The sequence below is a fragment of the Streptomyces sp. NPDC056061 genome (assembly GCF_042266885.1).
Classification (GTDB): Bacteria; Actinomycetota; Actinomycetes; order Streptomycetales; family Streptomycetaceae; genus Streptomyces.
Window position 1 is genome coordinate 350,543 of record NZ_JBHJWQ010000005.1, and the last position, 26,099, is coordinate 376,641.

Consider the following 26,099-nt stretch of genomic DNA (forward strand, 5'->3'; position numbering starts at 1 on the left):
AGTGCCCCGTGTCGATCCGGCTGCGGCACCAGGCTGCGAGGCGCGGAGCGGTACACCCGGGCACGGATCCCGGCGAGGCGGCCGTCTACGCCCCCAGGATCGGCAATGCGGCACTTTTCGGCGGGCTGGTGGCGCTGACCGCCCTGATCGCCGTACTCGATCTGCGGACCGGCGAGGACATGCGACTCGTACCGCTGCTGGTGGTCGTGCCCGCGCTCGTCTCGGTCTTCGGGACGATCCGTCAGACCATGGGGGTGGCCTCCTGGATCACGGCCGTCGTCGTGTGCTCACGGCTGGTGATCGGGGGAACCTTCTGGGACGTCACCAGCGGCGTCGTCTTCACCGTGGTGGCCTGCTTCCTCGGGGTCGGTGCCTGTGCGCTGCGCATCCGGCACGCCGCCGAGATCGCCAGGCTGCGCTCGGCCGCCGTCGCCCTCCAACGGCAGATCCTGCGCCCGCTGCCCATCGCGACCGACCAGATCATCGCCCACGGCATCCACGCGCCGATCGAGGAGGACCACCTGGTCGGCGGCGACATCTACGAGATCGTCCAGTCGCCCTACGGAACCCGAGTGATCATCGGGGACGTCCAGGGAAAGGGGCTCGCCGCGATCGGGGCCGGCTTCGCCGTGCTCGGCGCGTTCCGGGAGGCGGCCATCCGCGAGCCCACCCTGACCGGCGTGGTCGACGCACTGGAGGATGCGGTCGCCCGGCACAACGCCTTCTCCGTCCAGGCGGGCGAGGCGGAGCGCTTCGTCACCGCCCTGGTACTCGGCGTCGACGGCGGGAACCGGGTACGAGCCGTCAACTGCGGGCATCTGTCCCCGCGGCTGCTGCACGGCGACACGGCCCGCGAGGTACCGCTGAGCCACACCTCCGTGCCGCTGGGACTGGCGGAGCTCGGCGGCGAGGCGCGGACCGCGGAACTGCTGGACTTCCCCTCCGGCGCCACCCTCCTGCTCTTCACCGACGGCGTCACCGAGGCCCGGGACGCGTCCGGTGCCTTCTACCCGCTGGACACCAGGCTGGGGCGCTGGGCGCAACGCGGGCCGGACGACGTCCTCGCAGCGCTCAGCGGCGACCTGGAGCGCTTCTCCGGCGGCGTGCGGCGCGACGACATCGCCGTGCTCGCCCTGCGTCGGGCATCGGCCGGAATCGACGGTCCGCGACCTCCCGCCGCACGGGGCGGCCGTCGGGCGGCGCAGGCCACCGGCGCGCGGTAGCGCATACCGGCCGGTCGTCGCGGCGTGCCGCCGGGCCGATCGGGACCGTCGACCCTCATGTCCCGACGGGACGTCTGTCGCACGGGGACATGTGTGGCCGTTCCGTACCGCACGGCGGGTGCGGCGCCCGGGGCGTCACCGTGTGGCCCGATGGCCGTGGCCCTCGTCGGTCGACCGACGCCGTGTGCGGGTCGGGCGCTGCTGCCCCGGCGCAACGGTGCCCGGCAGGGACGGGTGTCGGCACCGCACCGCACTGCGTCGACCGCGACGGGGTGTCGCCGTCATCCACCCGCCCGCACGCCTCGTCACGGAGCCGGGGCCGGACGTGCCGGACCTCGCGGATCCGACCGACCCGGCGCCGCCGCGCCCGGAACCCGTGATCAGCGGACGGTCACCAGGGGGCGTAGTGGTGACTTCCGCAACCGGACCACCGCCGCCGGCCCGCCGCGTCGCGCCGCGACCATCAACGGCCAGGCCACGAGAGCACCCGTGACCAGCCCGATCAGCACGTCGTGCGGGTAGTGGACTCCGATCCACACCCGGGAGGCCGCCATGAGTACAGCGGCGGGGATCGCGATCGCCCCGAGCCTGCGATCGGTCAGCCAGATCGCCGTCGCCGCGGCAGCGGCGATGGCGGCGTGGTTGCTGGGGAAGGACCAGTCCCCGAGCGCGGGGCATGCCTCCACCGTCACGACGTGCAACGTCCGGCACGGTCGCTGCTCGTGGAAGAACGACTTCACCAGGTCGTTGACGAGGAACGCGGCCACCACGGCGAGCGGGGCGCAGAGCGCCATGGCGGTACGGGCGGGAGAGGCGGAACGCGAGCGCCACCAGGACACGAGCATCAGCAGGGCGAACAGCGACAGTCCGTAGTCCGACCAGGCGCGGACGGCCGAGTCGAGGGCGGCGGGGGAGTGCTGGGCCAGCCGGGCGACCCAGGTGTACAGGCCACCGTCGATGGAGGAGGCGAGGGGCATCAGTTGTTGTCTCCTTCGACGGTGCGCCGACCGCGTGGGCGGAGCAGTTCGACGGCGAGCGGGACGAGCGAGGCCGCGACCACGACGGCCACGATCGGCAGCAGGTAGCGGTCCACGTCGGGTATCGAGGAGCCCAGCCCGTATCCCGCGAGTACCAGCCCCACGGTCCAGACCGTCCCGCCGACGATCTGCCAGACCAGGAACACCCGGGCGGGAACGCCGAGCGCCCCGGCGAGCGGGTTGAGCACTGTGCGCACGACGGGCACGAAGCGGGCCAGGACGATCGCCCGCGCGTGGCCGTACCGGCCGAGCAGCTCCTCGGCCCGGGCGGCGCCCTCGTGCAGCCGCCGGGTACGGCTGCGCGCGAGCAGGAACCGTCCGCCGCGCCGGCCGATGCCGTAGCCCGTCTGCGCGCCGAGCAGCGCACCGGTCACCGCGGCGAGGAGCACCTGCGGCAGGGACAGCCCGACCGGGCCGTGCGTGCCCGGTGCGCAGAGGAGCCCCGCGGTGAACAGCAACGAGTCGCCGGGCAGGAAGAACCCGACGAGCAGTCCTGTCTCGGCGAAGAGCACGACGGCGATGCCGAGAGCACCGAACGCACCGAGCAGCGAACCGGCGTCCAGCAGGTTCACCGCCTGGGGCACGGATGCCGACGAGAAGAAGGACACGACGGAGCTCTCCCATAATGGTGGGCGGGCGGCCTCGCGGCACGCCCGGACTGACTACAGTGATGTAGACGGTCTACGTCACTGTAGACGCTCGAAGGGGTAGGAGAGTTCCCGTGACCGAGGTGAAGGGGATATCCGACGGAGCCGACGAGGGTCCCGCTCCCCGTCCGGACGGCCCGACGACCCCTGACGCGACGGCGAAGAACCTCGCGGAGTCCGTCCCCCGGCGCGACGGCGGAGCCGAACGGCGCCCGTCCGGCGAGCTGGAGTCCACGATCCTGGCTGCCCTGTGGGCCGCCGAGACGCCCCTGACTCCCGGCCAGGTGCAGGACGCGATCGGGCGGGAGCTCGCCCGCACCACCGTCACCACGATCCTCTCGCGGCTCCACGAGAAGGGCGCGGTCGCCCGATCCCGGGCCGGTCGCGGCTTTGCGTACACCCCCACCGAGGACGCTCCCGGGATGACCGCCCGCCGGATGCACAGCGAAATGCGGAAGGAGCCGGACCGCGGCACCGTGCTGGCACGCTTCGTCTCACAGCTCACGGACGAGGACGAGCGGCTGCTCCGCGAGCTGCTCGACGGGGAGTCGCGATGATCTACGCCGTGTGGATTCCCCTGCTGGTGCCCTTCCTCGCGGCGCCCGCGGCCGGCCGTCTGGCGGATGCCCTGCCGCCGGTGCGTGCCGTACGGCTGCTCGTCGCGACGAGCGTGGGCCTCGCCCTGTGCGGGCTGCTCGCGCTCGCCCTGCTGGTGGTGCCCGGCGCGACCCGGTTCCCGGCGGTCTCCGCCCTCGGTGAACTCGTCAGGCCGCTCTCCGAGGCCGCCCCCGCGGTCGCGGTGCCGCTCGCGGCCGCGGCACTGGCGCTGCTCGCGGGGTGTGCCGCCACGGTCGTCCGTACCGTGCACGGGCGCCGGGCGGAGTTCCACCGGGCCGCACGGACGTCCGGGCACGCCGACGGCGAACTCGTCGTACTGCACGACAGCCGTCCCGACGCGTACGCGCTGCCCGGCCGCACCGGGACCGCCGGCCGGATCGTCGTCACCACCGCGATGCTGCGCGCCCTGGACCCGGCCGAACGAGAAGCGCTGCTGGCCCATGAACGCGCCCACCTCGCGGGCCGCCACCACCTCTTCACCGTCGCCGTCGAACTGGCGGCACTCTGCCACCCCGCGCTGCGGTCCCTGCGCGGCCCCATGGCCTACGCCCTCGAACGCTGCGCCGACGAGGCCGCCGCCCCGGCCGTCGGCGACCGACGGGTCGTCGCCCGGGCCATCGGGTGCGCCGCGCTCGCCGCACGCGCCGCCGGGGGCTCCGCACGCCCCCGGCCCCGCGCGGCGCTCGCCGCGCTGGCAGGGCCCGTGCCACGCCGCGTCGCCGCGCTGCTCGGCCGCGCGGCCCCGCGCCCCCGCGCCGGGCGGGCCGCGGCCGCGGCCCTCCTCGCCTGCCTCGTCGTCTCCGCGACCGCCGCGCTCGATGCCACGAGCGATCTCCACAGCAGCATCGAAGTGGCCCAGGGAGAGGCCCCGCAGCGCTGAGTCTCCCGTCCCGACCGGGGCCGGGAGCCCGCGCCGTCCCACACCCGCCCGCGCCGGACCCCGGATCCCGCGGACACTCGCCCGCGCCGGACCCCGGCTCCTGCCGACACCCGCCCGCGCCGGGGCCCGGATCCCGCGGCGCCTGCTTCACGGACGGTGCCGGTCGAGTGCCCCTTCCTTCACTCATTTGCGCCGCCGCGCGCTCTTCCGCGCGCCGTCGCGCCACCCCGACGATGGCACTCCTGCTACTCCCGACGTCCGCTCCGGGCGTGCCGTGCGCAGACAGGAGACACCATGGGACAGTGCCCGATCGCCATCGACCCCGCGGGACGGGACATCCACGGCGAGGCGGAATCGTTCCGCCCGCACGGCTCGGTCGCCCCGGTCGAACTCCCCGGCGGCATCAGGGCATGGGCACCCACCGGCTACGCGGTGCTCAAGCGGCTTCTCACCGACGACCGGGTGTCCAAGGACCCGGACCTGCACTGGCCGCCCTGGCGGAGCGGCGCGTACCGGGACAGCTGGATCAACACCTGGGTCGGGGTGTCCAACATGTTCACCGCATACGGCGCCGACCACCGCAGGCTGCGCAGACTCGTCTCACCCGCCTTCACCAAACGGCGGATCGACGTACTGCGCCCCCGCATCGAGGAGATCACCGCGACGCTGCTCGACCGGATGGCCGCGGCTCCCGACGGCCGCGCCGAACTGCGGAGCGCCTTCGCCCATCCGCTTCCGATGGGTGTCATCTGCGAATTCTTCGGTGTGCCCGAGGAACGCAGAGCCGACAGCTCGCGCCTGGTCAGCCAGATCTTCGACACCACCGCGACGCCGGAACGGGCACTCGCCACCCTGCGGGAGTTCGCGGACCTGCTCGTGGACCTCATCGCGGCACGGCGCGAGCGGCCGGCCGACGACTTCACCAGCGCGCTGATCGCCGCCCGTGACGAGGACGGCTCCCGCCTCACCGAGACCGAGCTCGTCGGCACCCTCGTCCTCGTCGTCGCCGCGGGCCACGAGACCACGGTCAACCTGATCGGCAACGCCGTCCACGCGCTGCTCACCCACCCCGGGCAGCTCGCCCGGGTGCGAACCGGTGAGGTGCTGTGGAGCGAGGCCGTCGAGGAGACCCTGCGCTGGGCCCCGCCCATCGCCAACCTGCCGCTGCGCTTCGCCGTCGAGGACATCGAACTCCCCGACGGTTCCACCATCGCCCGCGGCGACGCCATCCTGGCCACCTACGCCGCGGCCGGGCGGGATCCCCTCCGGCACGGTGCGCACGCGCATCGCTTCGACATCTCCCGCCCCGACAAGGAACACCTTTCCTTCGGCCACGGCGTGCACTTCTGCGTCGGCGCCCCGCTGGCCAGGCTGGAGGCGTCGATTGCCCTGCCCGCCCTGTTCGCGCGCTTCCCCGGCCTGCGCGTCGACGAGGCGGCGCCCCCGGCGATCCGCCTCGATTCGTTCGTCGCGAACGGTTTCGCCGCCTTCCCGGTGCGCCTGCGCTAAGGGCTGACTCTGTCGGGGATCTTGGTGATCCCCGGCGGGGCGGCGTGATCAACGGGCATGCTCGGCTCTGTTCAAGGACCGATGCAGTTGTCGAGGTGCCCGTTGTCGTTCCACGCCCGTTCTGGTGAGCAAATTCCGTCTCTGACCGTGCAGATGGCACGGGCGAGCAACCCGGGCGGTACAACGGCGATGTGGGTGAGAGACCACGTGGGCGGGTTGCGGCGTGACGAGGACTTCGCCGACTGGTACCCGCGCGACGGCCGCCCCAGCATCTCGCCCGCCCAGCTGGCCACCGTCTGTGTGCTGCAGTTCCTGCTCGGTCTGTCGGACCGGCAGGCGGCCGAGGCGGTTCGCTGCCGCATCGATTTCACGTACGCGCCGGCCATGGAACTGGATGATCCCGGCTTCCATCACAGCGTGCTGGCCGACTTCCGCGAGCGTCTCACCGAGGGCGGCCGAGCCGACCGTCTCCTCGACCTCGTGCTCGCGCGCCTGAAAGAGGCCGGTCTCGTCCGCGAGCGCACCACCCAACGCACGGACTCCACCCACGTCCTGGCCGCGGTGCGCGACCTGACCCGGCTGGAACCGGTCACCGAGGCGTCCGCGCCGCGCTGGAAGAGCTGGCCGGCACCGCTCCGCACCTGCGCCGGCCGGCCTGGTCGACGAGGAGTGGGGGCGCCGCTACGGCCGTCCGGTCCGTCTGGGCAAGAACCCCACTCGCCCCAAGACGAGGATCCTTGCCACCGGCGGCGACGCCGTCCGGCTGCTGGAGCACGTCGGGGAGCATGGGGCGGATCGCTTGTCCGGTCCCCGGGTCCAGGCCCTGCGGCAGATCATGGTGCAGAACTACTACCGCGACGGGGCCGGCCGCCTGCGCTGGCGCACCGCCGAGGACGGCGGGCTGCCACCCTCGGCCGCCGCAGTCGTCTCGCCCTACGATCCGACGGCCCGCTACGCGCGCCGCGGACATGTCACCCGCTGGAAAGGGTTTGTCGCGCATCTCACCGAGACCTGTGATCCTGACGGCGTCAACGTGATCACGGATGTGGCTGCCACCGATGCCACCGGCTACGACGCGAAGGCTCTGCCCGGCATCCACACCCGACTCAAGCGCCGCGGGCTGCTGCCTGCCGGGCATCTGGTCGACGGCGGCTACACCTGCCTGGTCCATCTGGAACAGACAGCTCGCGAACACCAGGTCACGGTCACCGGACCGCTGCCGGTCAACTCCGCCCGCCAGCACCGCAAGAACGACGGCTTCGGCCGCGGCGACTTCCACCTCGATTTCGACCGCCGGCAGGTGACCTGCCCGCAGGGCGAGACCAGCGCGGGGTGGCACGGCCCCTATCCGACCTCCTCACCCACCGCGGCACCTCTGATCGTGGCCCGGTTCACCAAGAGCCAGTGCCGGCCCTGCCCGGTCCGCACCCGCTGCACGACCACCGCCGACAGCGCCCGAACCGTGGGCTTTCCCCCGCGACAACTCCGTGACCTGCAACTCCGAGTCCGCGCCGAGCAGCAGACGCCCGAATGGCAGGCCCGCTATGCGGTTCGCTCCGGAGTGGAAGGCACCATCAACGAGCTTGCTCACGGACACGGCATGCGCCGCTGCCGCTACCGGGGGCAGCACAAAGCCCACTTGCAGCACGTGTTCACAGCCATCGCCGCAAACATCGAGCGCCTCAGCCGACGGCCGCCGACCGCCTTCCAGCACTTTTTGGACCAGCACGGGATCCCCCGGCCGAGGTCTTGGCGGTCCGCCAGAGACTGAGCAGACGACACCGAGATCCCCGACAGAGTAAGCCCTTAGGAGCGTGCGTCAGTAAACAACTCCTGGAATGCCGCGCCTCGTGGTGGAGTGGGGCTGTCGGGTGCTGCTGTTGAAAAGCTGCTGTTGAAAAGGCGTGGCTGCCCGTCAGCCGTGATGCGACAATCAGTCCGCATCTTGATCCAAAGCCGCGTCCCGGAGGTCCGTATGGACATCGCCTCGCTGCTGCCGATGACCACGCCCCGGTTGTCGCTGCGTCTGTTCACTCCCGGCGACGCCGAGGACTTGTACGCCTACCAGAGCCTGCCGAGCGTGGCGCGCTACTTGTACCGGCCGGCGCACACGCGGGAGCGCAGCGAGCAGGTTGCGGCCGAGCGCGCGGCGCACTCGGTTTGGTGCGCCGACGGGGACAAGCTGGCGCTTGCTGTGTGCCGACGCGATGAGCCCGGCGTCCTTGGCGAGGTGACGCTCACCCTGGCCAATGCCCGCGCCGCCCAGGCCGAGATCGGCTGGACTCTCGACCCACGTCACCAGGGGCACGGCTATGCGACCGAGGCGGCCGTGGCGCTGGCCGGGTTTGCCTTTGACCGGCTGGGCGTGCACCGGCTCTACGCACGGCTGGATGTGGAGAACACCGGGTCTGTGCGGGTCTGTGAGCGCCTCGGGATGCGTCGGGAGGCGCACCTGGTCGAGAACGACCTCGACGGGGATCGCTGGGGCAGCGAGTACATCTACGCGGCGCTGGCCGCGGACGTCGGCGGTCAATCAGGCAGTTGAGCCCGACGCCGCCTCCTGTTCGTGATCTTCCATATGGAGGAATCTTGGTATGTCTGGTGGGGGTGGCCTGTTCGAGGTGGATACGGCGGCGGTGGTGGACCGCAGACCGCGCCGACGGTGTCGGTGAAGAAGATGTTCCGGGTGATTCGTTCCCGATCGGATGATGTTGCTGCCGCCGTCGCTGGATGAGTGGTTGCCGCAGGACCATCTGGCGCGGTTCGTCGCCGAGTTGGTCGACGAGGTCCTGGACCTGGCCCCGATCCTGGCGGCCTGCACCGAGCAGCGCGGGTTCCCGCCGCACGACCCGCGTCCGAGGGTCCGGCTGCTGATCTACGGCTGCACAACCGGGATGGGCTCGTCGCGGGCGATCGAGCGCAGGTGCGTGGACGATGTGGCGTTCCGCTACCCGGCCGCCGCGGCCGGCCCGGATTACCGGTCGATATCCAGGTTCCGGGCCCGGGGCCTGGACGCCCCGGCCGGGGTCTTCACCCAGTCGCTGCACCTGGCGCAGAGGCTGGGCAGGGTGGCGTTGGACGGCACGGAGCTTGAGGCCAATGCCTCAAAGCACAAGGCGATGAGCTACGACCGCTTGGTCGACAAGGAGCAGCACGTCGAGGCGGAGATTGCAGAACTCGAAGCCGCTGCGGCCGCGCTGCTGGCCGACGCGGACGCCGTCGACGCCGCCGAGGATGAGAAGTCCGGCCGCGGTGGCAAGGACACCGATCTGCCCGGCGAGCTGGACCGGCTGGAGAAGCGCCTGGCGAAGATGCAGGCCGCTCGCGCGCAGATCGAGGCCGAGGCCGCCGAGCGGGCTCGGCGCCACGCCGAGGACAAGGAATGCCGACGCCAGGGGCGGACCGGTGCCGGCGACAATCCCGACGCCGTGCAGGCCGCCGGAGACGAGGCCGCCGAGGCTGCGCGGCCGATGGACAAGGCGCAGGCCGACTGCACCGACCCGGACTCCCGGATCAGGAAGAACAGCGACGGGGCCTACATCCAGGTCCACAACGCCCAGGCCGTCGTGGACGGCGCGCACCAGATCATCGCCGCCGCCGATGTGACGACGAACCCCTCGGACGTGCTGAACTGCACCATGACGCTCGACCAGTCCGCCGCGTGGGCTTCCGGCCGGTGCGGCGAGCGTGCGCGCCGGGCGGCGCGACGGGGCGGACGCTGCCCGTCGCGGCACCGGACCGGTCGCGCGGGACGGCCCCGAACGGGCGTCACACGGCGCCGCGCAGGTGCTCGCGCAGCCTGTCCAGGAAGACCCGCTGCCCCGCCACGAGTCGTTCCGCGGCCTCCACCGGGGTGCACCAGGCGAACCGGTCTACCTCCGGGAACTCCCGCAGTACCCCGGAGCCCCGCGGCCACTCCAGCACGAACGTCCCCGGCACGGCCGCCGCGGCATCCACGTCCGCCTCCACCGCCCACACCGTCACGGTCTTGCCCCCGGACTGCCGGGTCTCGCCGAGCGCCACCCACGCACCGTCCGGCACCGCGTGACCGAACTCCTCCCCGAACTCCCGGCGAGCGGCAGCCGCGGGTTCCTCGTCCGGCCCGTACTCGCCCTTCGGGATCGACCACGCGGCGTTCTCGCGCCCCGCCCAGAACGGGCCGCCCATGTGCCCGATGAGCACCTCGAACCCGCCACCGTCGTCCGCGGTCCCGCCCGTCCGGCGGAAAAGCAGAACACCCGCACTGCGCGCGGCACGCTTCTGTGACGACATGCCGTCAAGTCTGCCCGGCCGTACCGCGCATCGTCACGAACGCCGCCCCGTCCGGGTGATCTTGTCCGTCATCGAGTCGACCCGTCCTGTTTCCCCCGAAGTTCCCGATGCCCCCTGGTGCGAGGTCCTGCCCGCGGCGAGGCTGTCCGCCGACAGCATTCGGCCCCCATGCCGGGGCCGGGCAAACCATGGAACCGCAGGAGGACTTGTGGCCCCTGGCACAGGCGGCAGAACGACAGCGAGGTCCGGACGGACGACGCGGGGACACCGGAGGGTGACACGCCCGATCGTGCTGCTCGCGACGGTGTCCGCGATGACGGTGGGCACCATCGCCCCGGCGCTCGCCGACACGGCGACCGATCCGCGTCCCCGTACCGCCGCCGAGATCCTCAGGCCGATCGCCCCGCCGCCCCCGAGCAGTCCGGCGGGCGGCCCCCGGGCGGTCGCGGACGGCGACGGCATCGAGACCGCGCGCGCCTCGCGCCCGATCGCACCGGGGGTCCGCCTCGATTCGTACGACCGGCTCGAATCCGACAAGTGGCTGCGGGTCGACTCCCTCTCCGTCGACCTCGCCGGAAGCGGTGTGCGCGCCGACTACCTGTCCTCCGGCAAGGTCTCCGAACGGCGCACGGTCTCCGAACTCGCCGCCGGACACGACCCGGGCCGGGGCCGCCGTACCGTCGCCGCGATCAACGCCGACTTCTTCGACATCAACCAGACCGGTGCGCCGGAAGGCATCGGGATCAAGGACGGTGCCGTGGTCCAGTCTCCGGCGCCGGGCATCAACCGGGCCGTCGGCATCGGTCCCGACAGCGCGGGCCGCATCCTGAACCTCTACTTCGAGGGGACGCTCACCCTGCCCTCCGGGCAGCGGCAACTTGCCGCGTACAACGCCGCGAACATACCGGCCGGGGGCGTGGGCGCCTACACCTCGGCCTGGGGGAGCGCCGACCGCGCGCTGACCGTCGACGGCGCGACCCCCGTCGCCGAAGCGGTGGTGCGGCGGGGCAAGGTCGTCTCCGTCTCCGACGCCCCCGGCTCGGGCCCCGTCCCCGACGACACCACGGTCCTGATCGGCCGTGAGGCCTCGGCCGCCGCAGTCGGCGCGCTGAGGCCCGGCGACCCCGTCTCCCTGACCCACCGGGCCCGCACCGACGGCGGCGCCGTGCCGCGCACCGCGGTCGGGGGCCGCGAACTCCTCGTCGTCGACGGTGTCGCGCAGAGCCACGAGGGCGAGGGCAACAACACCGCCGCGCCCCGGACCGCCGTCGGCTTCTCCCGGGACGGCCGGACCATGCAGATCATCACCGTCGACGGGCGGCAGGCCGACAGCGGCGGTGTCACCCTCACCGAACTCGGGGCGATGATGCGCCGCGCCGGTTCGTACAGCGCGCTCAACCTGGACGGCGGCGGCTCGTCGACCCTCGTCGCGCGCGAGCCCGGCAGTGACGCGCTCCGGGTGGAGAACAGCCCGTCCGACGGCAGCGAACGCACCGTACCCAACGGTCTCGCCCTCACCGCCCCCGACGGCAGCGGTCGGCTCAAGGGTTTCTGGGTGAACCCCCGTACCCCCGCCGCCGTCGCACCGGGGACGGACCCCGTCAAGGGCGGCCGGCCCGACCGGGTCTTCCCCGGACTCACCCGGCGCCTCGCCGCGAGCGGCTACGACGAGACGTACGGTCCCGCCGACGGGACTCCGCGCTGGCACGCCGTGCCAGGCTCCGTCGGCAGCGTCGACCGCAACGGCGTGTTCACCGCACGCCGCGGCGGGACCGCCGAGGTCCGCGCCGAGAAGGGGGCGGCGCGCGGCAGCACCGCCCTCACCGTCCTCGACGAACTCGCCCGGATCGAGCCGACCACCCGGCGCGTCGGCCTCGCCGACGGGGACGCCACCGGAACGTTCGGGATCGTTGGACTCGACGCCCACGGCGCCTCCGCCCCCGTCGAGCCCCACGACATCGCCCTCGACTACGACCACACGCTCTTCGACGTCCGGGACGACGGGCAGGGCTCCTTCACCGTCACCTCCCGCACCGGCACCGGGGCCGGACGGATCCGGGCCACCGTCGCCGGTGCCACCACCGTCCTCGCCGTGAGTGTCGGCCTCACCGAGCAGGCCGTGTCCGACTTCGACGACGCGGGCTCCTGGACGTTCAGCCAGGCCCGCGCGAGCGGCTCCCTCTCCGCCACGCCCGACGGACACACCGGCACCGGACTGAAGCTGGACTACGACTTCACGCAGTCCACCGCCACCCGCGCCGCCTACGCCGCCCCGCCGCGACCGGTCCCCGTGCCCGGCCAGCCCCAGTCGTTCACGCTGTGGATCAAGGGCGACGGCAACGGCGCCTGGCCGACCCTGCAACTCAAGGACGCCGCCGGCTCCGACCAGTTGCTGCGCGGACCGTACGTCACCTGGACCGGCTGGCGGAAGGTCGCCTTCGCGGTACCGGCCGGAGCCGCCATGCCGCTGTCCGTGTCCCGCTTCTACCTCGCCGAGACGGCCGCCGCCAAGCAGTACACGGGCCAGATCGTCATCGACGATCTCACGGCCCAGGTTCCGCCCACCGTCGACCTTCCCGAACAGGCGGCGCCCGCCGACTCGTTGATCGATCCGGCCGCAGTGACCGAGCGACGGGACTGGCGGTTCGCGGTGATGTCCGACGCCCAGTTCGTCGCCCGTGAACCGAACAGTGACATCGTCGCCCAGGCACGGCGGACGCTGCGCGAGATCAAGGCGGCCCGGCCCGACTTCCTGGTCGTCGACGGCGACCTCGTCGACGAGGGATCGCCCGAGGACCTCGCCTTCGCCCGCCGCGTCCTCACCGAGGAACTCGGCGACGCACTGCCCTGGTACTACGTACCGGGCAACCACGAGGTGATGGGCGGGAAGATCGACAACTTCGTCGACGAATTCGGACCCGCCCGGCGGACGTTCGACCACAAGGGAACCCGGTTCGTCACGCTCGACACGTCCAGCCTCGGTCTGCGCGGCGGCGGCTTCGCCCAGATCAAGGAGTTCCGTGCCCAGCTGGACGCGGCCGCGAAGGACCGGTCCGTCGGCTCGGTCGCGCTGATCCAGCACGTGCCGCCGCGCGATCCGACCGTGCAGAAGGGCAGTCAGCTCGGCGACCGCAAGGAGGCGGCGCTCGTCGAGCAGTGGCTCGCCGACTTCCGCCGCACGACGGGCAAGGGAGCGGCGTTCGTCGGCGGCCATGTCGGCGTGTTCCACTCCTCGCACGTCGACGGAGTGCCGTACCTGATCAACGGCAATTCGGGCAAGGCACCGGCCGGTCCCACGGACGAGGGCGGCTTCACCGGCTGGTCGCTGATCGGTGTGGACCGGGTCGCCCCCGGCGAACAGGCGGCGGCCCGGCAGCGCCCGTGGCGCGGCGGCCCCGACTGGGTCTCCGTGCAGACGCGGGCCCATGTCGACGCGCTGGCGATCGACGCGCCCCGGGTGCTCGGCGCCGGCAGCAGCGCGAAGGTCACGGCGACCGTCACCCAGGGTTCCCGCGAGGTGCCGGTCGGCTTCCCGCTGTCCGCCGACTGGACCGCGTCCCCGAACGTCCACATCGGCCACCGCGGCGACGCCCGGAACCGTCACACCGCCGCCCTCGACCCGTCCACCGGCACCCTCACCGCACTCCGGCCGGGCACCGTCACACTCGCGGTGACGGTCAACGGCACCACACGGAAGGTGCAGATCACCATCGCGGCGGCCGGGACCGCGACGGCGGCCTGAGCGGCCGCGAGCCCTCGGACCGGTCACGACCGGACCGGCTCGGGGCCGCCCGCACCCGTGGACGACGGGTGTGGGCGGCCCCGGCCACCGCGCGGGCCGGCCGCCTACACCTTGCGGTAGTCGTACGCCTCCTTCGCGGCGGCCTCCACCGCGTCGATGTCGCCGCCCGCCGACGCCGTCACCACCGCGGCCACCGCGCCCTCCAGGAACGGCGCGTCCACCAGCCGTGCGCCGTCCGGCAGTTCGTCGCCCTCGGCCAGCATCGCCCTGACCGTCAGCACGGCACTGCCCAGATCCACCAGCAGCACCACACCCGCGCCGTTGTCCACCGACCCGGCGGCCTCGGCGATCATTTCCGCGCTCGTCCCGAGTCCGCCCGCAGGCGTGCCGCCGGCGGCGGCGACCGGAGCCGTCGCACCCCCGGCCGCGAGGCCCCTGGCCAGCTCGGCGACGGACGCGGCCACCGGGCCGCTGTGCGAGACCAGCACGATTCCGACCTGGTTCACATCACTCACGCCTCCCCTCCGTTCGCATCGCCGGCCTCGGCCAGCGCGCCGATCAGCAGGGCGGAGGACGTCGCCCCCGGATCCTGGTGTCCGATGCTGCGCTCGCCCAGATAGCTCGCTCTGCCCTTGCGCGCCCGCATCGGCACCGTCGCCAGCGCACCGGCGTCGGCGGCCTTCCGGGCCGCGTCGAACGATGTCGCGAGCGCCTCGGCCGCGGGCAGCAGCGCGTCGAGCATCGTCTTGTCCCCGGCCTGCGCACCGCCGAGTTGTGCCACGGCGGCGACGCCCAGCCCGAGCGCCTCGGCAAGCTGCTGCGGCGACACCTCGGGCTCGTCACCCAGCGCCTTTCCGGTGCGCCGCAGCAACGTCCCGTACAGCGGCCCCGAAGCGCCGCCGACCGTCGAGATCAGCTGCCGTCCGGCGAGTGTCAGCACGGCACCCGGGGTGTGCGGTGCCTCCCTGTCCAGGACCTCGGTCACCGCGGCGAACCCGCGCTGCATGTTGGCGCCGTGATCGGCGTCCCCGATGGCCGAGTCGAGTTCGGTGAGGTGGTCGGCCTCGCGATTCACGGCGGCCGCGGCCACGGTCATCCAACGGTGGAAGAAACCGGCGTCGAGCACATGATCTCCTTGTCGTCGGGTCAACGGCCCCAGCGCAGCGCCGGCGTCTGAACCGGCGCGTCCCAGAGGCGCAGCACTTCCTCGTCCACCTGGCAGAGCGTCACCGAACAGCCCGCCATGTCGAGCGAGGTCACGTAGTTCCCCACGAGGGTACGAGCCACCACGACACCCCGCTCGGACAGCACTCGCTGCACTTCGGCATTGAACCCGTACAGCTCCAGCAGTGGGGTCGCTCCCATACCGTTGACCAGCACGATCACCGGTGCGTTCGGCCGCAGGTCCGCCAGCACCGCGTCCACCGCGAAGTCCGCGATCTCCCGCGACGTCATCATGGGACGCCGCTCGCGGCCCGGTTCGCCGTGGATGCCGATGCCCAGCTCCAGTTCCCCCGGCGGCAGGTCGAAGGTGGGGGTGCCCTTGGCCGGTGTCGTGACGGCGCCGAGTGCCACGCCGAAGCTCCGCGAGGACGCGTTCACCCGGCGGGCCACGGCCTCCACCCGGTCCAGCGGGGCACCCTCGTCGGCCGCCGCCCCGGCGATCTTCTCCACGAACAGAGTGGCACCGGTGCCCCGCCGCCCCGCCGTGTACAGACTGTCGGTGACCGCCACGTCGTCGTCGACACGCACCTGGGCGACGCGGATGCCCTCGTCCTCGGCGAGTTCGGCGGCCATCTCGAAGTTCAGCACGTCGCCGGTGTAGTTCTTGACGACGAACAGCACCCCCGCCCCGCTGTCGACCGCGGCCGCGGCCCGCACCATCTGGTCCGGCACCGGCGAGGTGAACACCTCCCCCGGGCACGCGGCGGACAGCATGCCGGGGCCGACGAACCCGGCATGCAGGGGCTCGTGCCCGGATCCGCCCCCGGAGACGAGCGCCACCTTCCCGGCCACGGGCGCGTCGCGCCGCACGACGACCCGGTTCTCGACGTCCACGGTCAGATCGGGATGGGCGGCGGCGATACCGCGCAGCGCGTCCGCGACAACGGTTTCGGGAACGTTGATCAGCATCCTCAACGGAATCTCCTGGCGATCTCGGCGGGACTGTTGCTGGACCGACGTCGACTCTACTGAGGGGCCGTCACGTTGTGTCGGAAGCCGTGGGACGGATGTCCTTCGGACCGGTGTCCCGAACCTTCGGCCGCGGCGCGGTGGGTGGGGCCCGGTCCGCCGTCCGGGGCACTCCGCCCCGGCGCTCACGGGCCCTGCCGGGCCCGGTGCGTCGCCACGCGGACGCGGGTGCCGCAGCGGGTGGAACAGAACCGCTGCGGCGTGCGGCGGCCCGCGTCGATGAAGTAGCGGCCGCACCCGGGGGCGGCGCACCGGCCCCAGGCGCAGCGACCGCGTTCGCCGAGCCACAGGGCAAGGGCCAGGGCGGCCGTGGACAGGAGCCATTCCACCGGCGGGGCGTGGTCGGGGGTGCGGGTGTGGAGCGACCACGGGCGTCCGGGGAGGCGGACCAGGCGGGGCCGCGCGGGATACCGGTCGAGCAGCGCGTTGATGGCTTCCGCGGCCCGGTCCTCGTCGCTCAGGTCGAGGATCCGGGAGAGGCCGGTCGCGGCCTCGCCCAGCTGCCGTGCGGTGGTTTCGGTGAGGTCGAGCGACGGGCCGCCGTGCCGCTCGACCACGGCCCGGAGCGCGGCCGGCGTCGTGGGGCCGCCGTCCCGGACGGTGTTGATCAGATCCACCAGGAAGTACAGACCGCGTGGACTGTCGTCGTTGTCGTGGATGGCGTCGCCCATCGGATCTCCCTCGTGTCGCGGATACCCGCCCATGGTAACGTCAAAATAGTAAGTTATCGTTACTAGGCTCGGGTGATCCTCCGGGCGTGGAGGGCACATGTCCGTTCCGTCGAAGGTGTCCGTGCTGGTCGTCGGCGGTGGGCCGGTCGGCCTGACCCTGTCGGCCCTGCTGTCCGGCTTCGCCGTGGATCACGTACTGATCGAGGCCCGCGCGACGACGTCGAGCCATCCGAAGGCCCGGGGGGTCTCGGCCCGCTCCATGGAGATCTTCCGGCGGATGGGCCTGGAGGCCGCCGTCCGGCGAGCCGGGCTTCCCGCCTCCCAGGTCTTCTTCTACCGCGGACGCGACCTCGTGGACCCGGATTTCACCCGGACCGCGCCGGCGCACGATCCGGGGGAGGGCGAGGACGCGCACACGCCGTCCCCGGGCCTCATCTGCTCCCAGGACGTCCTCGAACCGGTCCTGGCGCGGCACGCGAGCGACCTGGCGGGCGACCGGGTGCTGTTCGGCACGCGGCTCGTGTCGTTCACCGACGACGGCCACGGGGTACGGGCGGTCGTCGAGGAAGTGGCCACCGGCACCCGCCACACCGTGACCGCCGACTGGCTCGTCGGGTGCGACGGCGCCGCGAGCGGTGTGCGCGCCGGGGCCGGAATCGCCATGGAGGGCCCCACCGGCCTGGGCCGCTACCTCAGCGTCCGCTTCGAAGCGCCGCTCGGTGACGTGGTGGCCGACCGGGCCAGCGCCTCGTACTTCCTCACCGTCCCGGGGCGCGGCGGCTTCATGGCCGTCGACAACGACCGCCGGTGGATCTACCAGTACCCGCTGGACGACACGGTGCGGCCGCAGGATGTCTCCGATCAGGCGTACCTGGCACGCCTCGTCCGTACCGCGGCCGGTATCGACGACCTCGACGTGACGGTGCACGGCACGATGATCTGGCGCATGGACGCCCAGTTGGCCGCCGCCTACCGCGCCTCGCGCGTCCTGATCGCCGGCGACGCCGCACACACCATCCCGCCGACCGGCGGGCACGGCATGAACACCGGAATCGGCGACGTGGACAATCTCGCCTGGAAGCTCGCGGCCGTCACCGCCGGATACGCGGGCGACGCGCTGCTGGACAGCTACGGGGCCGAGCGCCGCCCCGTCGCCCGGCAGGTCATCGACATCTCCACCGACAACGCCCGCAGCCGGGCGGGCTACCGCATCGACGACGAACTCCTCCTGACCGCCGCCTACGACTCCACCGCCCTCGTCGCCGACCCCCCGCGCCCCGGCGGGACCGCACTGGACCCGGAGGGCCACCGCCCGCGCTGTGCCCCCGGACGACGCCTGCCCCATGTGCCCCTGCCGACCCCGGACGGGGGCACCGCCTCCACGCTCGATCTCGTCGGACCCGGTTTCGCCCTGATCGCACAGGGGGACGGCGCACCGTGGCGGCGGCAGGCCCGCGTGGTCCAGCGGGCGGGAATCCCCCTCACCGTCCACGCGCTGGGGTCCGGCGGGCACCGCGAGGCCCGGCCCGGTCGGTGGGACGCGATCGAGGGCACGCCGGGACCGTCCGGCGCCGTCCTCGTCCGTCCCGACGGACACATCGCCTGGCAGTCCGACGACACCGACGGACCGGCACTCGCGTCCGTGCTGCGGCAGATCCTCTCCCGCGCGGAACCGCTCACCGAGTCGGCGTAGCGGCCGCCGGGCGTGCGGGCGGGGCGGTCGGCCCCGAGCGTACGGCCGCGTCACCTGTCCGGGCGCTCCGTACCAAGGGCTGCCCCGCAGTCCCGGCGGCGCCCACCGACGGCCGCTCCGGCGCCCCGCGTCACCGTGACGCCCGTACCCGTTCCGTACGCGGGCGCCCCTCCGCCCCGCGACGGGCCGACGCCCGACGCCGCGCTGATCCACCACGGATCACAGCACAGCGCTTAGGGTGCGAGCCATGGCAGAGAGCGCGGCTCACCGGGGTGCTGCGGGCCGGGGAAGTCACGTCGCCCCCGGCGACGGCACACTCGACCCGCGCCGCTGGCAGGCGCTCGCGGTGTGTCTGATCGCCGGGTTCATGACCCTGCTGGACGTGTCCATCGTCAACGTCGCCCTGCCGTCGATCCGGACCGGGCTGCGCACCCCGGAGTCCGACCTGCAATGGGTGCTCTCCGGCTACGCGCTCGCCTTCGGACTGTTCCTGATTCCCGCGGGACGCCTCGGCGACGCGCGGGGGCGCCGCACGGTGTTCATGGCCGGTCTTGCCCTGTTCACGCTCGCGTCGGCCGCCTGCGGGGCCGCCCAGTCCAGCCTCTGGCTGGTGGTCGCCCGGCTGATCCAGGGCCTCGCGGGCGGCCTGATCTCACCGCAGATCTCCGCGCTGATCCAGCAGATGTTCTCCGGTTCGGAGCGCGGCCGCGCCTTCGGCATGTTCGGCACCGTGGTCGGCATCTCCACGGCCGTCGGCCCGCTGTCGGGCGGACTGCTGATCCAGGCGGCCGGTGCCCACGAGGGCTGGCGCTGGGTCTTCTACGTCAATCTGCCGCTCGGCGCCGCCTGCCTCCTGCTGGCCCGGCGTCTGCTCCCGGACACCCCGTCGGCCGGGCCGGTGCGACCGCGCGATCTCGACCCGCTCGGAGTCCTGCTGCTCGGCACGGGCGCACTGTCCCTGCTGCTGCCGTTCGTCCAGGCCCAGCAGTGGCCCGGCGACGGGAAGTGGCTGCTGCTCATCCCGGCCGCCGTGCTGCTCGCCGCCTTCGTCGGCTGGGAGTCGCGGTGCGGCCGACGCGGTACACAACCCGTCGTCGACCTGTCGCTCTTCCGGGTCCGTTCGTACTGGCTCGGCTGCCTGCTGGCCCTGCTGTACTTCGCCGGATTCACCTCGATCTTCTTCATCACCACGCTCTACCTGCAGAACGGACTGCACTACACCGCCCTGCAGGCGGGACTCGCCATCACGCCCTTCGCCCTGGGCTCGGCCGTCGCGGCGGGCCCGGGGGGTCGGCTCGTCGGCCGCTTCGGACGCCCCCTGGTGGTGGCCGGGCTGACCACGGTGGCGGTCGGACTCGGAGCCACCGCTCTCGCCGTGCACCTGGTGCCGGGACGGGGTGCGGGGTGGGCGATGGCGGTCCCGCTGCTCCTGGCGGGTCTGGGCAGCGGCCTGGTCGTCGCCCCGAACCAGACGCTGACTCTCTCCGAGGTGCCGGTGGCGACGGCAGGCAGCGCGGGCGGCACTCTCCAGACCGGCCAGCGGGTCGGATCGGCCGTCGGCATCGCCGCGGTCGGCTCGGTGTTCTTCGCCCAGTTGGCCGCCGGCGGATGGGCAGGCGCCTACGACCACGGCCTCGTGGTCGCGGTCGGCTTCGTCGTGGCCTCCCTGCTGATCGGCCTGGCGGACGTACGGGGAGAGCGCCGCGAGGGGGGACGTACACCACGAACCGTCCACATCGGTGCGGCGGACCGAGCCCCATGAAGGAGAACGAGCGATGAACACCCGACCCGACCCGGCCGACCACACCGGGACCGACGGCAACGCCGCCTACGGGCACAAGGCATTCAAGCGCTCCCGGAGCCACTTCGCCGACCGCATCACCGCCGACGGCCGGGACGGCTGGCCCGTCGAGGCCGGCCGCTACCGGCTGGTCGTCAGCCGCGCCTGCCCGTGGGCGAGCCGTTCCCTCGTCTCCCGGCGACTCCTCGGGCTGGAAGGGGCCCTGTCACTCGCCGTCGCCGACCCGATCCAGGACGACCGCAGCTGGCGCTTCACCCTGGACGAGGGCGGCCGGGACCCGGTGCTGGACATCGCGTACCTGAGCGAGGCGTACGAGGCGCGGGAGCACGGCTACCCCGGCGGGGTCAGCGTGCCCGCGATCGTCGACGTGCCCAGCGGCGTACTCGTCACCAACGACTTCCAGCAGATCACCCTGGATCTCGCCACCGAGTGGACCGCCCTGCACCGGCCGGGCGCCCCCGACCTGTACCCCGAAACCCTGCGCGACGAGATCGACGAGGTCATGGAGGGGATCTACCGCGACGTGAACAACGGCGTCTACCGTGCGGGATTCGCGTCCGGGCAGGCCGAGTACGACGCCGCGTACCGGGATGTGTTCCACCGCCTGGACCTGGTGTCCGCGCGTCTCGCGGACCGGCGCTATCTCGTCGGCGACTCCCTCACGGAGGCGGACATCCGACTGTTCACCACCCTGGTGCGCTTCGACGCCGTCTACCACGGACACTTCAAGTGCAACCGCTCCAAGCTCGCCGAGGACCCGGTGCTGTGGGCGTACGCGAGGGATCTGTACCAGACGCCGGGTTTCGGGGACACCGTCGACTTCCACCACATCAAGCACCACTACTACCGGGTCCACACCGGCATCAACCCCACCGGCATCGTGCCCGCGGGGCCCGACCTGTCGGGCTGGCTGACCCCGCACCACCGCGAGGAACTGGGCGGACGCCCGTTCGGTGAGGGAACCCCACCGGGGCCGGTGCCGACCGGTGAGGAGGTCCCGCCGTCCGGACGCCCCTGACGACCCGGGGAGCGGGAAGGAGTGGCTCGGGCACCCGTCGGCGCGGCGCCCACGCGTCGGGGGGCAGGGCCCTGTCGAGTCGGCGGCGATCACGAGATATCTTGATGTCAAGCAATGTTGCAGACGTGGAGCGGAGCAGAGGGTGACTGACTCGACCATCATCTATACACACACCGACGAGGCCCCGGCCCTGGCGACGTATTCGTTCCTGCCCGTCGTCCAGGCGTACGCCTCGACGGCCGGGGTCAACGTCGAGAGCCGTGACATCTCTCTGGCCGGGCGCATCATCGCCTCCTTCCCCGAGCGTCTCCAGGAGAGCCAGCGCATCGCGGACGCGCTCGCCGAGCTCGGCGCACTGGCCCAGACGCCCGAGGCCAACATCATCAAGCTGCCGAACATCTCGGCGTCGATCCCGCAGCTGAAGGCCGCCATCGCCGAGCTTCAGGCGCAGGGCTACGCGCTTCCGGACTACCCGGACGACCCGCAGACCGACGAGGACAAGGACGTCCGCGCGCGTTACGACAAGGTCAAGGGCAGCGCGGTCAACCCGGTCCTGCGCGAGGGCAACTCCGACCGCCGCGCCCCCGCCTCGGTGAAGAACTACGCCAAGGCACACCCGCACCGCATGGGCGCATGGTCGGCCGACTCGAAGACGAACGTCGCCACCATGGGCGTCGACGACTTCCGCTCCACCGAGAAGTCCGCCGTCGTCGCCGAGGACGGCACCCTGCGCATCGAGCTGGTGGGCGACGACGGCACCACCATGGTGCTGCGCGAGTCGGTGCCGGTGCTCGCGGGCGAGGTCGTCGACGCGGCGGTCATGCGCGTCGCCGCCCTGCGCGAGTTCCTCACCGCGCAGGTCGCCCGTGCCAAGGAGGAGGGCGTGCTCTTCTCCGTCCACCTCAAGGCCACCATGATGAAGGTCTCGGACCCGATCATCTTCGGCCACGTGGTCCGCGCCTTCTTCCCGAACACCTTCGCCAAGTACGGGGACGCGCTCGTCGCCGCCGGGCTTTCCCCGAACGACGGCCTCGGCGCCATCCTGAACGGCCTGGAGTCCGTGCCGCACCTGGGCGCCGAGATCAAGGCGTCCTTCGAGGCCGAGCTCGCCGACGGCCCCGCCCTGGCCATGGTCGACTCCGACAAGGGCATCACCAACCTGCACGTGCCGAGCGACGTCATCGTCGACGCCTCCATGCCGGCCATGATCCGCACCTCGGGTCACATGTGGGGCCCGGACGGCCAGGAGGCCGACACCCTCGCGGTGCTCCCCGACAGCAGCTACGCCGGTGTGTACCAGGTCGTCATCGACGACTGCCGCGCCAACGGCGCCTTCGACCCGTCGACCATGGGCTCGGTGCCGAACGTCGGCCTGATGGCGCAGAAGGCCGAGGAGTACGGCAGCCACGACAAGACCTTCGAGATCCCCACCACCGGCACGGTGCGGGTCGTCGACAGCGAGGGCGACGTCGTCCTGGAGCAGGCGGTGGGCGCCGGCGACGTCTTCCGCATGTGCCAGGCGAAGGACCTGCCGATCCAGGACTGGGTCAAGCTCGCCGTCACCCGGGCCCGCGCCACCGGCGTCCCGGCCGTGTTCTGGCTCGACGAGGGCCGCGCCCACGACGCGCAGCTCATCGCCAAGGTCAAGAAGTACCTCGCCGACCACGACACCGACGGCCTGCGGATCGAGATCATGTCGCCCGAGAAGGCGACCGCGTTCTCGCTGGAGCGCATCCGCCGCGGCGAGGACACCATCTCGGTCACCGGCAACGTGCTGCGCGACTACCTGACCGACCTGTTCCCGATCCTGGAGCTGGGCACGAGCGCGAAGATGCTCTCCGTCGTCCCGCTCATGAACGGCGGCGGCCTGTTCGAGACCGGCGCCGGCGGCTCCGCGCCGAAGCACGTCCAGCAGCTCGTCAAGGAGAACTACCTGCGCTGGGACAGCCTGGGCGAGTTCTTCGCGCTCGCGGCCAGCTTCGAGCACCTCGCGACGACCACCGGAAACACCCGCGCGCAGGTCCTGGCGGACACCCTCGACCGCGCGACCGGCACCTTCCTCAACGAGGACAAGTCGCCGAGCCGCAAGCTGGGCGGCATCGACAACCGCGGCAGCCACTTCTACCTGGCCCTGTACTGGGCCCAGGAGCTGGCGCGGCAGACCGAGGACGCGCAGCTCGCGCAGGCGTTCGCCGGTCTGGCGAAGACGCTGGCCGAGCAGGAGCAGACCATCGTCGACGAGCTGATCGCGGTGCAGGGCTCGCCGGCCGACATCGGCGGCTACTACCAGCCCGACCCGGCCAGGGCCGCGGCCGTCATGCGTCCGTCGGCCACGTTCACGCAGGCCATCGCGTCCCTCGTCTGACGGGACCCCCGCGGGGACGGAATCCCTTCCGGGATCCCGTCCCCGCCCCTCCGCCCCGGTCGGCATCGTGCCCGGCCGGGGCGGTTTCGCGTCCCGGGCCGTCGGTGCCGCCCGCCCCTTTGCCCCGGCCCCGAAATTCCTTGCGCAAGCCGCACGCGAAGCGGCAGTTCCGTGGGTAGGTTCGAGTGCCCCGGAGCGTCCGGGCCGAAGGAGGGAACGACCGTGCTGACAGGCAGGAACGCGGTGGTCACCGGAGGATCGCGGGGCATCGGCCGCGCGATCGTCGAGCGTCTGTGCCGGGACGGCGCACACGTGGTCTTCAACTACGCCACCGGCGAAGCCGCCGCCGCGGAGGTCGTCCGGGCGGTGAGCGACGGCGGCGGCAGGGCCCACGCCGTCCGAGCCGATCTCGCGGAACCCGACGGGCCCCGGCACCTGATGGAAGCGGCAGAGGCGGAGCTGGGCGGCCTGGACATCCTGGTGAACAACGCGGCGCTCTGCCGCGTACCGTCCCTCATCGCCGACACCGACCCGGCGGATTTCGACGAGACGATGGCCGTCAACACCCGGGCGGTCTTCATGACGATCCGCCACGCCGCCCTGCGGATGCGCGACGGCGGCCGCATCGTGAACATCTCCACGGCGAACACGGTCCGTCCGGGCCGCGGCATCGCCGCATACGCCGCGAGCAAGGGGGCCGTCGAACAGCTCACCGCCGTCGCGGCCCACGAACTCGGCGCGCGCGGGATCACGGTCAACACCGTCTCGCCCGGCGCTACCGACACCGAGATGCTGCGCGGCGCCAACCCGCCGCACGCCCTGGAAGCGGTCGTCGGCATGACCCCGCTCGGCCGATTGGGGGACCCGGCGGACGTGGCCGATGTGGTCGCGTTCCTGGCCGGGAACGACGCCCGATGGATCACGGGACAGAACCTGCGTGCGACGGGAGGGCTTGCCTGAGCGGGCACCGGACACCCGGACCGCTCCACCCGTCCGGCCGCGGCGACGCCCGTTCGCCCCACACCCCCTTCCACCCGCCCTGACGGGTGAATGTCGAGCCGGTGCGGGCGCCGGGCCGCCCGCACCGGCCCCGGGGCTGGTTTGCTGCACCTGGGACCCGGCCCCGAGCGGGCGGGAGCGGCACGGAGGTCGGCCGGACGGGGAGGCGACCCGGCCGGGTGCCCGGCCCGCCCGTGAACGACAACCGAAGGAGCGTCCCGGTGACGACGGGCACAGCAGGTGCGGCCGACGAGGACGAGACGTACGCGAACGAACTTCCGGTCCACGCGAAGCAGCGCGGAAGCGTCGTCATCACATGGCTGAGCACCACCGATCACAAGACGATCGGCACGCTCTACCTGGTCACGTCGTTCGCCTTCTTCGTCGTCGGCGGAGTGCTGGCCCTGGTCATGCGCGCCGAACTGGCCCGCCCCGGCCTCCAGATCGTCTCGCCCGAGCAGTTCAACCAGGCGTTCACGATCCACGGCACGATCATGCTGCTGATGTTCGCGACGCCGCTGTTCGCCGGCTTCACGAACTGGATCATGCCGTTGCAGATCGGCGCGCCCGACGTGGCGTTCCCGCGGCTGAACATGTTCGCCTACTGGGCGTACCTCTTCGGCTCGCTGATCGTGGTGGCCGGCTTCATCACTCCGCAGGGCGCTGCCGACTTCGGCTGGTTCGCCTACTCCCCGCTGACCGACGCGGTCCGCTCGCCCGGCATCGGCAGCGACATGTGGATCCTGGGACTTGCGTTCTCGGGGTTCGGCACGATCCTCGGTTCGGTCAACTTCATCACCACGATCATCTGCCTGCGCGCACCCGGCATGACGATGTTCCGCATGCCGATCTTCACCTGGAACGTCCTGCTGACCGCCGTGCTCGTGCTGATGGCCTTCCCCGTCCTCGCCGCGGCCCTGCTGGTGCTGGAGGCGGACCGGAAGTTCGGCGCGCACGTCTTCGACCCGGCCAACGGCGGTGCGCTGCTCTGGCAGCACCTCTTCTGGTTCTTCGGCCATCCGGAGGTGTACATCATCGCCCTGCCGTTCTTCGGGATCGTCACCGAGGTCCTCCCGGTCTTCAGTCGCAAGCCGGTCTTCGGCTACATCGGTCTGATCAGCGCCACCATCGCCATCGCCGGCCTGTCGGTCACGGTGTGGGCCCACCACATGTTCGTGACCGGCGGGGTACTGCTGCCGTTCTTCTCGTTCATGACGTTCCTCATCGCGGTACCGACCGGGGTGAAGTTCTTCAACTGGATCGGCACGATGTGGAAGGGGTCGTTGTCCTTCGAGACCCCGATGCTCTGGACCATCGGCTTCCTCGTCACCTTCCTCTTCGGTGGTCTGACCGGTGTGATCCTGGCGTCGCCCCCGCTGGACTTCCACGTCTCGGACTCGTACTTCGTCGTCGCGCACTTCCACTACGTCG

The 26,099-nt window shown here is 72.2% G+C and carries 20 protein-coding genes and 2 pseudogenes; 15 read left to right on the top strand and 7 right to left on the bottom strand.

Annotated elements, in window-relative coordinates; genetic code table 11:
- Positions 1-8: 8 nt before the first annotated feature.
- Positions 9-1,223, top strand: coding sequence for a PP2C family protein-serine/threonine phosphatase (locus tag ACFC79_RS11490; RefSeq protein WP_376238246.1), 1,215 nt, complete (start codon positions 9-11; stop codon positions 1,221-1,223).
- Between the two features lie 380 nt (positions 1,224-1,603).
- Here the strand turns inward: ACFC79_RS11490 and ACFC79_RS11495 are convergent, their stop codons facing one another.
- Together ACFC79_RS11495 and ACFC79_RS11500 are read right to left on the bottom strand one after the other, a co-directional pair.
- A complete protein-coding gene (locus tag ACFC79_RS11495) occupies positions 1,604-2,200 on the bottom strand; it encodes a phosphatase PAP2 family protein (RefSeq protein ID WP_376238249.1) in 597 nt (198 codons plus the stop codon).
- Complete coding sequence (locus ACFC79_RS11500) at positions 2,200-2,868, bottom strand: DedA family protein (RefSeq protein ID WP_376238251.1); 669 nt, start codon at positions 2,866-2,868, stop codon at positions 2,200-2,202. Before ACFC79_RS11500 ends, ACFC79_RS11495 begins: the two co-directional genes overlap by 1 nt.
- 263 nt (positions 2,869-3,131) lie before the next feature.
- Here ACFC79_RS11500 and ACFC79_RS11505 point away from each other — a divergent pair, with 263 nt between their 5' ends.
- The 7 genes and pseudogenes from ACFC79_RS11505 to ACFC79_RS11535 form a co-directional block, all read left to right on the top strand.
- Entirely contained in the window at positions 3,132-3,464 is a 333-nt protein-coding gene (locus ACFC79_RS11505; protein ID WP_376238311.1) for a BlaI/MecI/CopY family transcriptional regulator, read from the top strand.
- The gene (locus ACFC79_RS11510) at positions 3,461-4,405 is read left to right on the top strand and encodes a M56 family metallopeptidase (protein ID WP_376238253.1); all 945 of its coding nucleotides are present in this window, start codon (positions 3,461-3,463) and stop codon (positions 4,403-4,405) included. The genes ACFC79_RS11505 and ACFC79_RS11510 overlap by 4 nt, the downstream gene beginning before the upstream one ends.
- A gap of 294 nt (positions 4,406-4,699) precedes the next feature.
- The gene (locus ACFC79_RS11515) at positions 4,700-5,914 is read left to right on the top strand and encodes a cytochrome P450 (protein WP_376238256.1); all 1,215 of its coding nucleotides are present in this window, start codon (positions 4,700-4,702) and stop codon (positions 5,912-5,914) included.
- 189 nt (positions 5,915-6,103) lie between these two features.
- Positions 6,104-6,331: pseudogene (locus ACFC79_RS11520) on the top strand (transposase); the annotation flags it as partial.
- 382 nt (positions 6,332-6,713) lie between these two features.
- Complete coding sequence (locus ACFC79_RS11525; protein WP_376238258.1) at positions 6,714-7,685, top strand: transposase; 972 nt, start codon at positions 6,714-6,716, stop codon at positions 7,683-7,685.
- A 204-nt stretch (positions 7,686-7,889) separates the two neighbouring features.
- Positions 7,890-8,459, top strand: coding sequence for a GNAT family N-acetyltransferase (locus ACFC79_RS11530; protein ID WP_376238259.1), 570 nt, complete (start codon positions 7,890-7,892; stop codon positions 8,457-8,459).
- Between the two features lie 145 nt (positions 8,460-8,604).
- Positions 8,605-9,576 (top strand): annotated as a pseudogene (locus ACFC79_RS11535) (transposase); the annotation flags it as partial.
- 106 nt (positions 9,577-9,682) lie between these two features.
- Here ACFC79_RS11535 and ACFC79_RS11540 read toward each other — a convergent pair.
- Positions 9,683-10,186: an NUDIX domain-containing protein gene (locus tag ACFC79_RS11540; RefSeq protein ID WP_376238262.1), complete on the bottom strand. Its 504-nt coding sequence runs from the start codon at positions 10,184-10,186 to the stop codon at positions 9,683-9,685.
- A gap of 313 nt (positions 10,187-10,499) precedes the next feature.
- Here ACFC79_RS11540 and ACFC79_RS11545 point away from each other — a divergent pair, with 313 nt between their 5' ends.
- A complete protein-coding gene (locus tag ACFC79_RS11545; RefSeq protein WP_376238312.1) occupies positions 10,500-13,928 on the top strand; it encodes a phosphodiester glycosidase family protein in 3,429 nt (1,142 codons plus the stop codon).
- A gap of 104 nt (positions 13,929-14,032) precedes the next feature.
- Here ACFC79_RS11545 and ACFC79_RS11550 read toward each other — a convergent pair whose 3' ends face one another.
- From ACFC79_RS11550 to ACFC79_RS11565, 4 genes are all read right to left on the bottom strand, one after another.
- On the bottom strand, positions 14,033-14,443 hold the full coding sequence (locus ACFC79_RS11550; protein ID WP_376238264.1) for a PTS-dependent dihydroxyacetone kinase phosphotransferase subunit DhaM: 411 nt from the start codon (positions 14,441-14,443) through the stop codon (positions 14,033-14,035).
- The gene (dhaL, locus tag ACFC79_RS11555; RefSeq protein ID WP_376238267.1) at positions 14,440-15,054 is read right to left on the bottom strand and encodes a dihydroxyacetone kinase subunit DhaL; all 615 of its coding nucleotides are present in this window, start codon (positions 15,052-15,054) and stop codon (positions 14,440-14,442) included. Before dhaL ends, ACFC79_RS11550 begins: the two co-directional genes overlap by 4 nt.
- Before the next feature lie 20 nt (positions 15,055-15,074).
- Entirely contained in the window at positions 15,075-16,061 is a 987-nt protein-coding gene (gene dhaK / locus ACFC79_RS11560; protein WP_376238269.1) for a dihydroxyacetone kinase subunit DhaK, read from the bottom strand.
- Between the two features lie 185 nt (positions 16,062-16,246).
- Positions 16,247-16,792: a CGNR zinc finger domain-containing protein gene (locus tag ACFC79_RS11565; RefSeq protein ID WP_376238271.1), complete on the bottom strand. Its 546-nt coding sequence runs from the start codon at positions 16,790-16,792 to the stop codon at positions 16,247-16,249.
- A gap of 97 nt (positions 16,793-16,889) precedes the next feature.
- On the opposite strand from ACFC79_RS11565, the gene ACFC79_RS11570 reads away from it, so the two are divergent.
- From ACFC79_RS11570 to ACFC79_RS11595, 6 genes are all read left to right on the top strand, one after another.
- Entirely contained in the window at positions 16,890-18,485 is a 1,596-nt protein-coding gene (locus ACFC79_RS11570; protein ID WP_376238273.1) for an FAD-dependent monooxygenase, read from the top strand.
- A gap of 247 nt (positions 18,486-18,732) precedes the next feature.
- Positions 18,733-20,247 carry an MFS transporter gene (locus tag ACFC79_RS11575; RefSeq protein WP_376238275.1) on the top strand — a complete coding sequence of 505 codons (1,515 nt, stop codon included), beginning with the start codon at positions 18,733-18,735 and terminating at the stop codon, positions 20,245-20,247.
- Between the two features lie 13 nt (positions 20,248-20,260).
- Positions 20,261-21,304 carry a glutathione S-transferase family protein gene (locus ACFC79_RS11580; protein ID WP_376238277.1) on the top strand — a complete coding sequence of 348 codons (1,044 nt, stop codon included), beginning with the start codon at positions 20,261-20,263 and terminating at the stop codon, positions 21,302-21,304.
- A 142-nt stretch (positions 21,305-21,446) separates the two neighbouring features.
- Positions 21,447-23,669 carry an NADP-dependent isocitrate dehydrogenase gene (locus ACFC79_RS11585; RefSeq protein ID WP_376238279.1) on the top strand — a complete coding sequence of 741 codons (2,223 nt, stop codon included), beginning with the start codon at positions 21,447-21,449 and terminating at the stop codon, positions 23,667-23,669.
- Positions 23,670-23,891: 222 nt separating this feature from the next.
- Positions 23,892-24,629: an SDR family oxidoreductase gene (locus ACFC79_RS11590; protein WP_376238282.1), complete on the top strand. Its 738-nt coding sequence runs from the start codon at positions 23,892-23,894 to the stop codon at positions 24,627-24,629.
- 260 nt (positions 24,630-24,889) lie between these two features.
- On the top strand, positions 24,890-26,099 hold a 1,210-nt coding region (locus ACFC79_RS11595; protein ID WP_376238284.1), incomplete at its 3' end, for a cbb3-type cytochrome c oxidase subunit I.

Excerpts from the sequence above, each read along its gene's own strand:
- ACFC79_RS11565 (WP_376238271.1), bottom strand. The coding sequence starts at position 16,792 with ATGGGCGACGCCATCCACGACAACGACGACAGTCCACGCGGTCTGTAC.
- ACFC79_RS11510 (WP_376238253.1), top strand. The coding sequence starts at position 3,461 with ATGATCTACGCCGTGTGGATTCCCCTGCTGGTGCCCTTCCTCGCGGCG.
- ACFC79_RS11580 (WP_376238277.1), top strand. The coding sequence starts at position 20,261 with ATGAACACCCGACCCGACCCGGCCGACCACACCGGGACCGACGGCAAC.
- ACFC79_RS11495 (WP_376238249.1), bottom strand. The coding sequence starts at position 2,200 with ATGCCCCTCGCCTCCTCCATCGACGGTGGCCTGTACACCTGGGTCGCC.
- ACFC79_RS11575 (WP_376238275.1), top strand. The coding sequence starts at position 18,733 with ATGGCAGAGAGCGCGGCTCACCGGGGTGCTGCGGGCCGGGGAAGTCAC.
- ACFC79_RS11545 (WP_376238312.1), top strand. The coding sequence starts at position 10,500 with ATGACGGTGGGCACCATCGCCCCGGCGCTCGCCGACACGGCGACCGAT.
- ACFC79_RS11570 (WP_376238273.1), top strand. The coding sequence starts at position 16,890 with ATGTCCGTTCCGTCGAAGGTGTCCGTGCTGGTCGTCGGCGGTGGGCCG.
- dhaK (WP_376238269.1), bottom strand. The coding sequence starts at position 16,061 with ATGCTGATCAACGTTCCCGAAACCGTTGTCGCGGACGCGCTGCGCGGT.
- ACFC79_RS11540 (WP_376238262.1), bottom strand. The coding sequence starts at position 10,186 with ATGTCGTCACAGAAGCGTGCCGCGCGCAGTGCGGGTGTTCTGCTTTTC.
- ACFC79_RS11530 (WP_376238259.1), top strand. The coding sequence starts at position 7,890 with ATGGACATCGCCTCGCTGCTGCCGATGACCACGCCCCGGTTGTCGCTG.
- ACFC79_RS11515 (WP_376238256.1), top strand. The coding sequence starts at position 4,700 with ATGGGACAGTGCCCGATCGCCATCGACCCCGCGGGACGGGACATCCAC.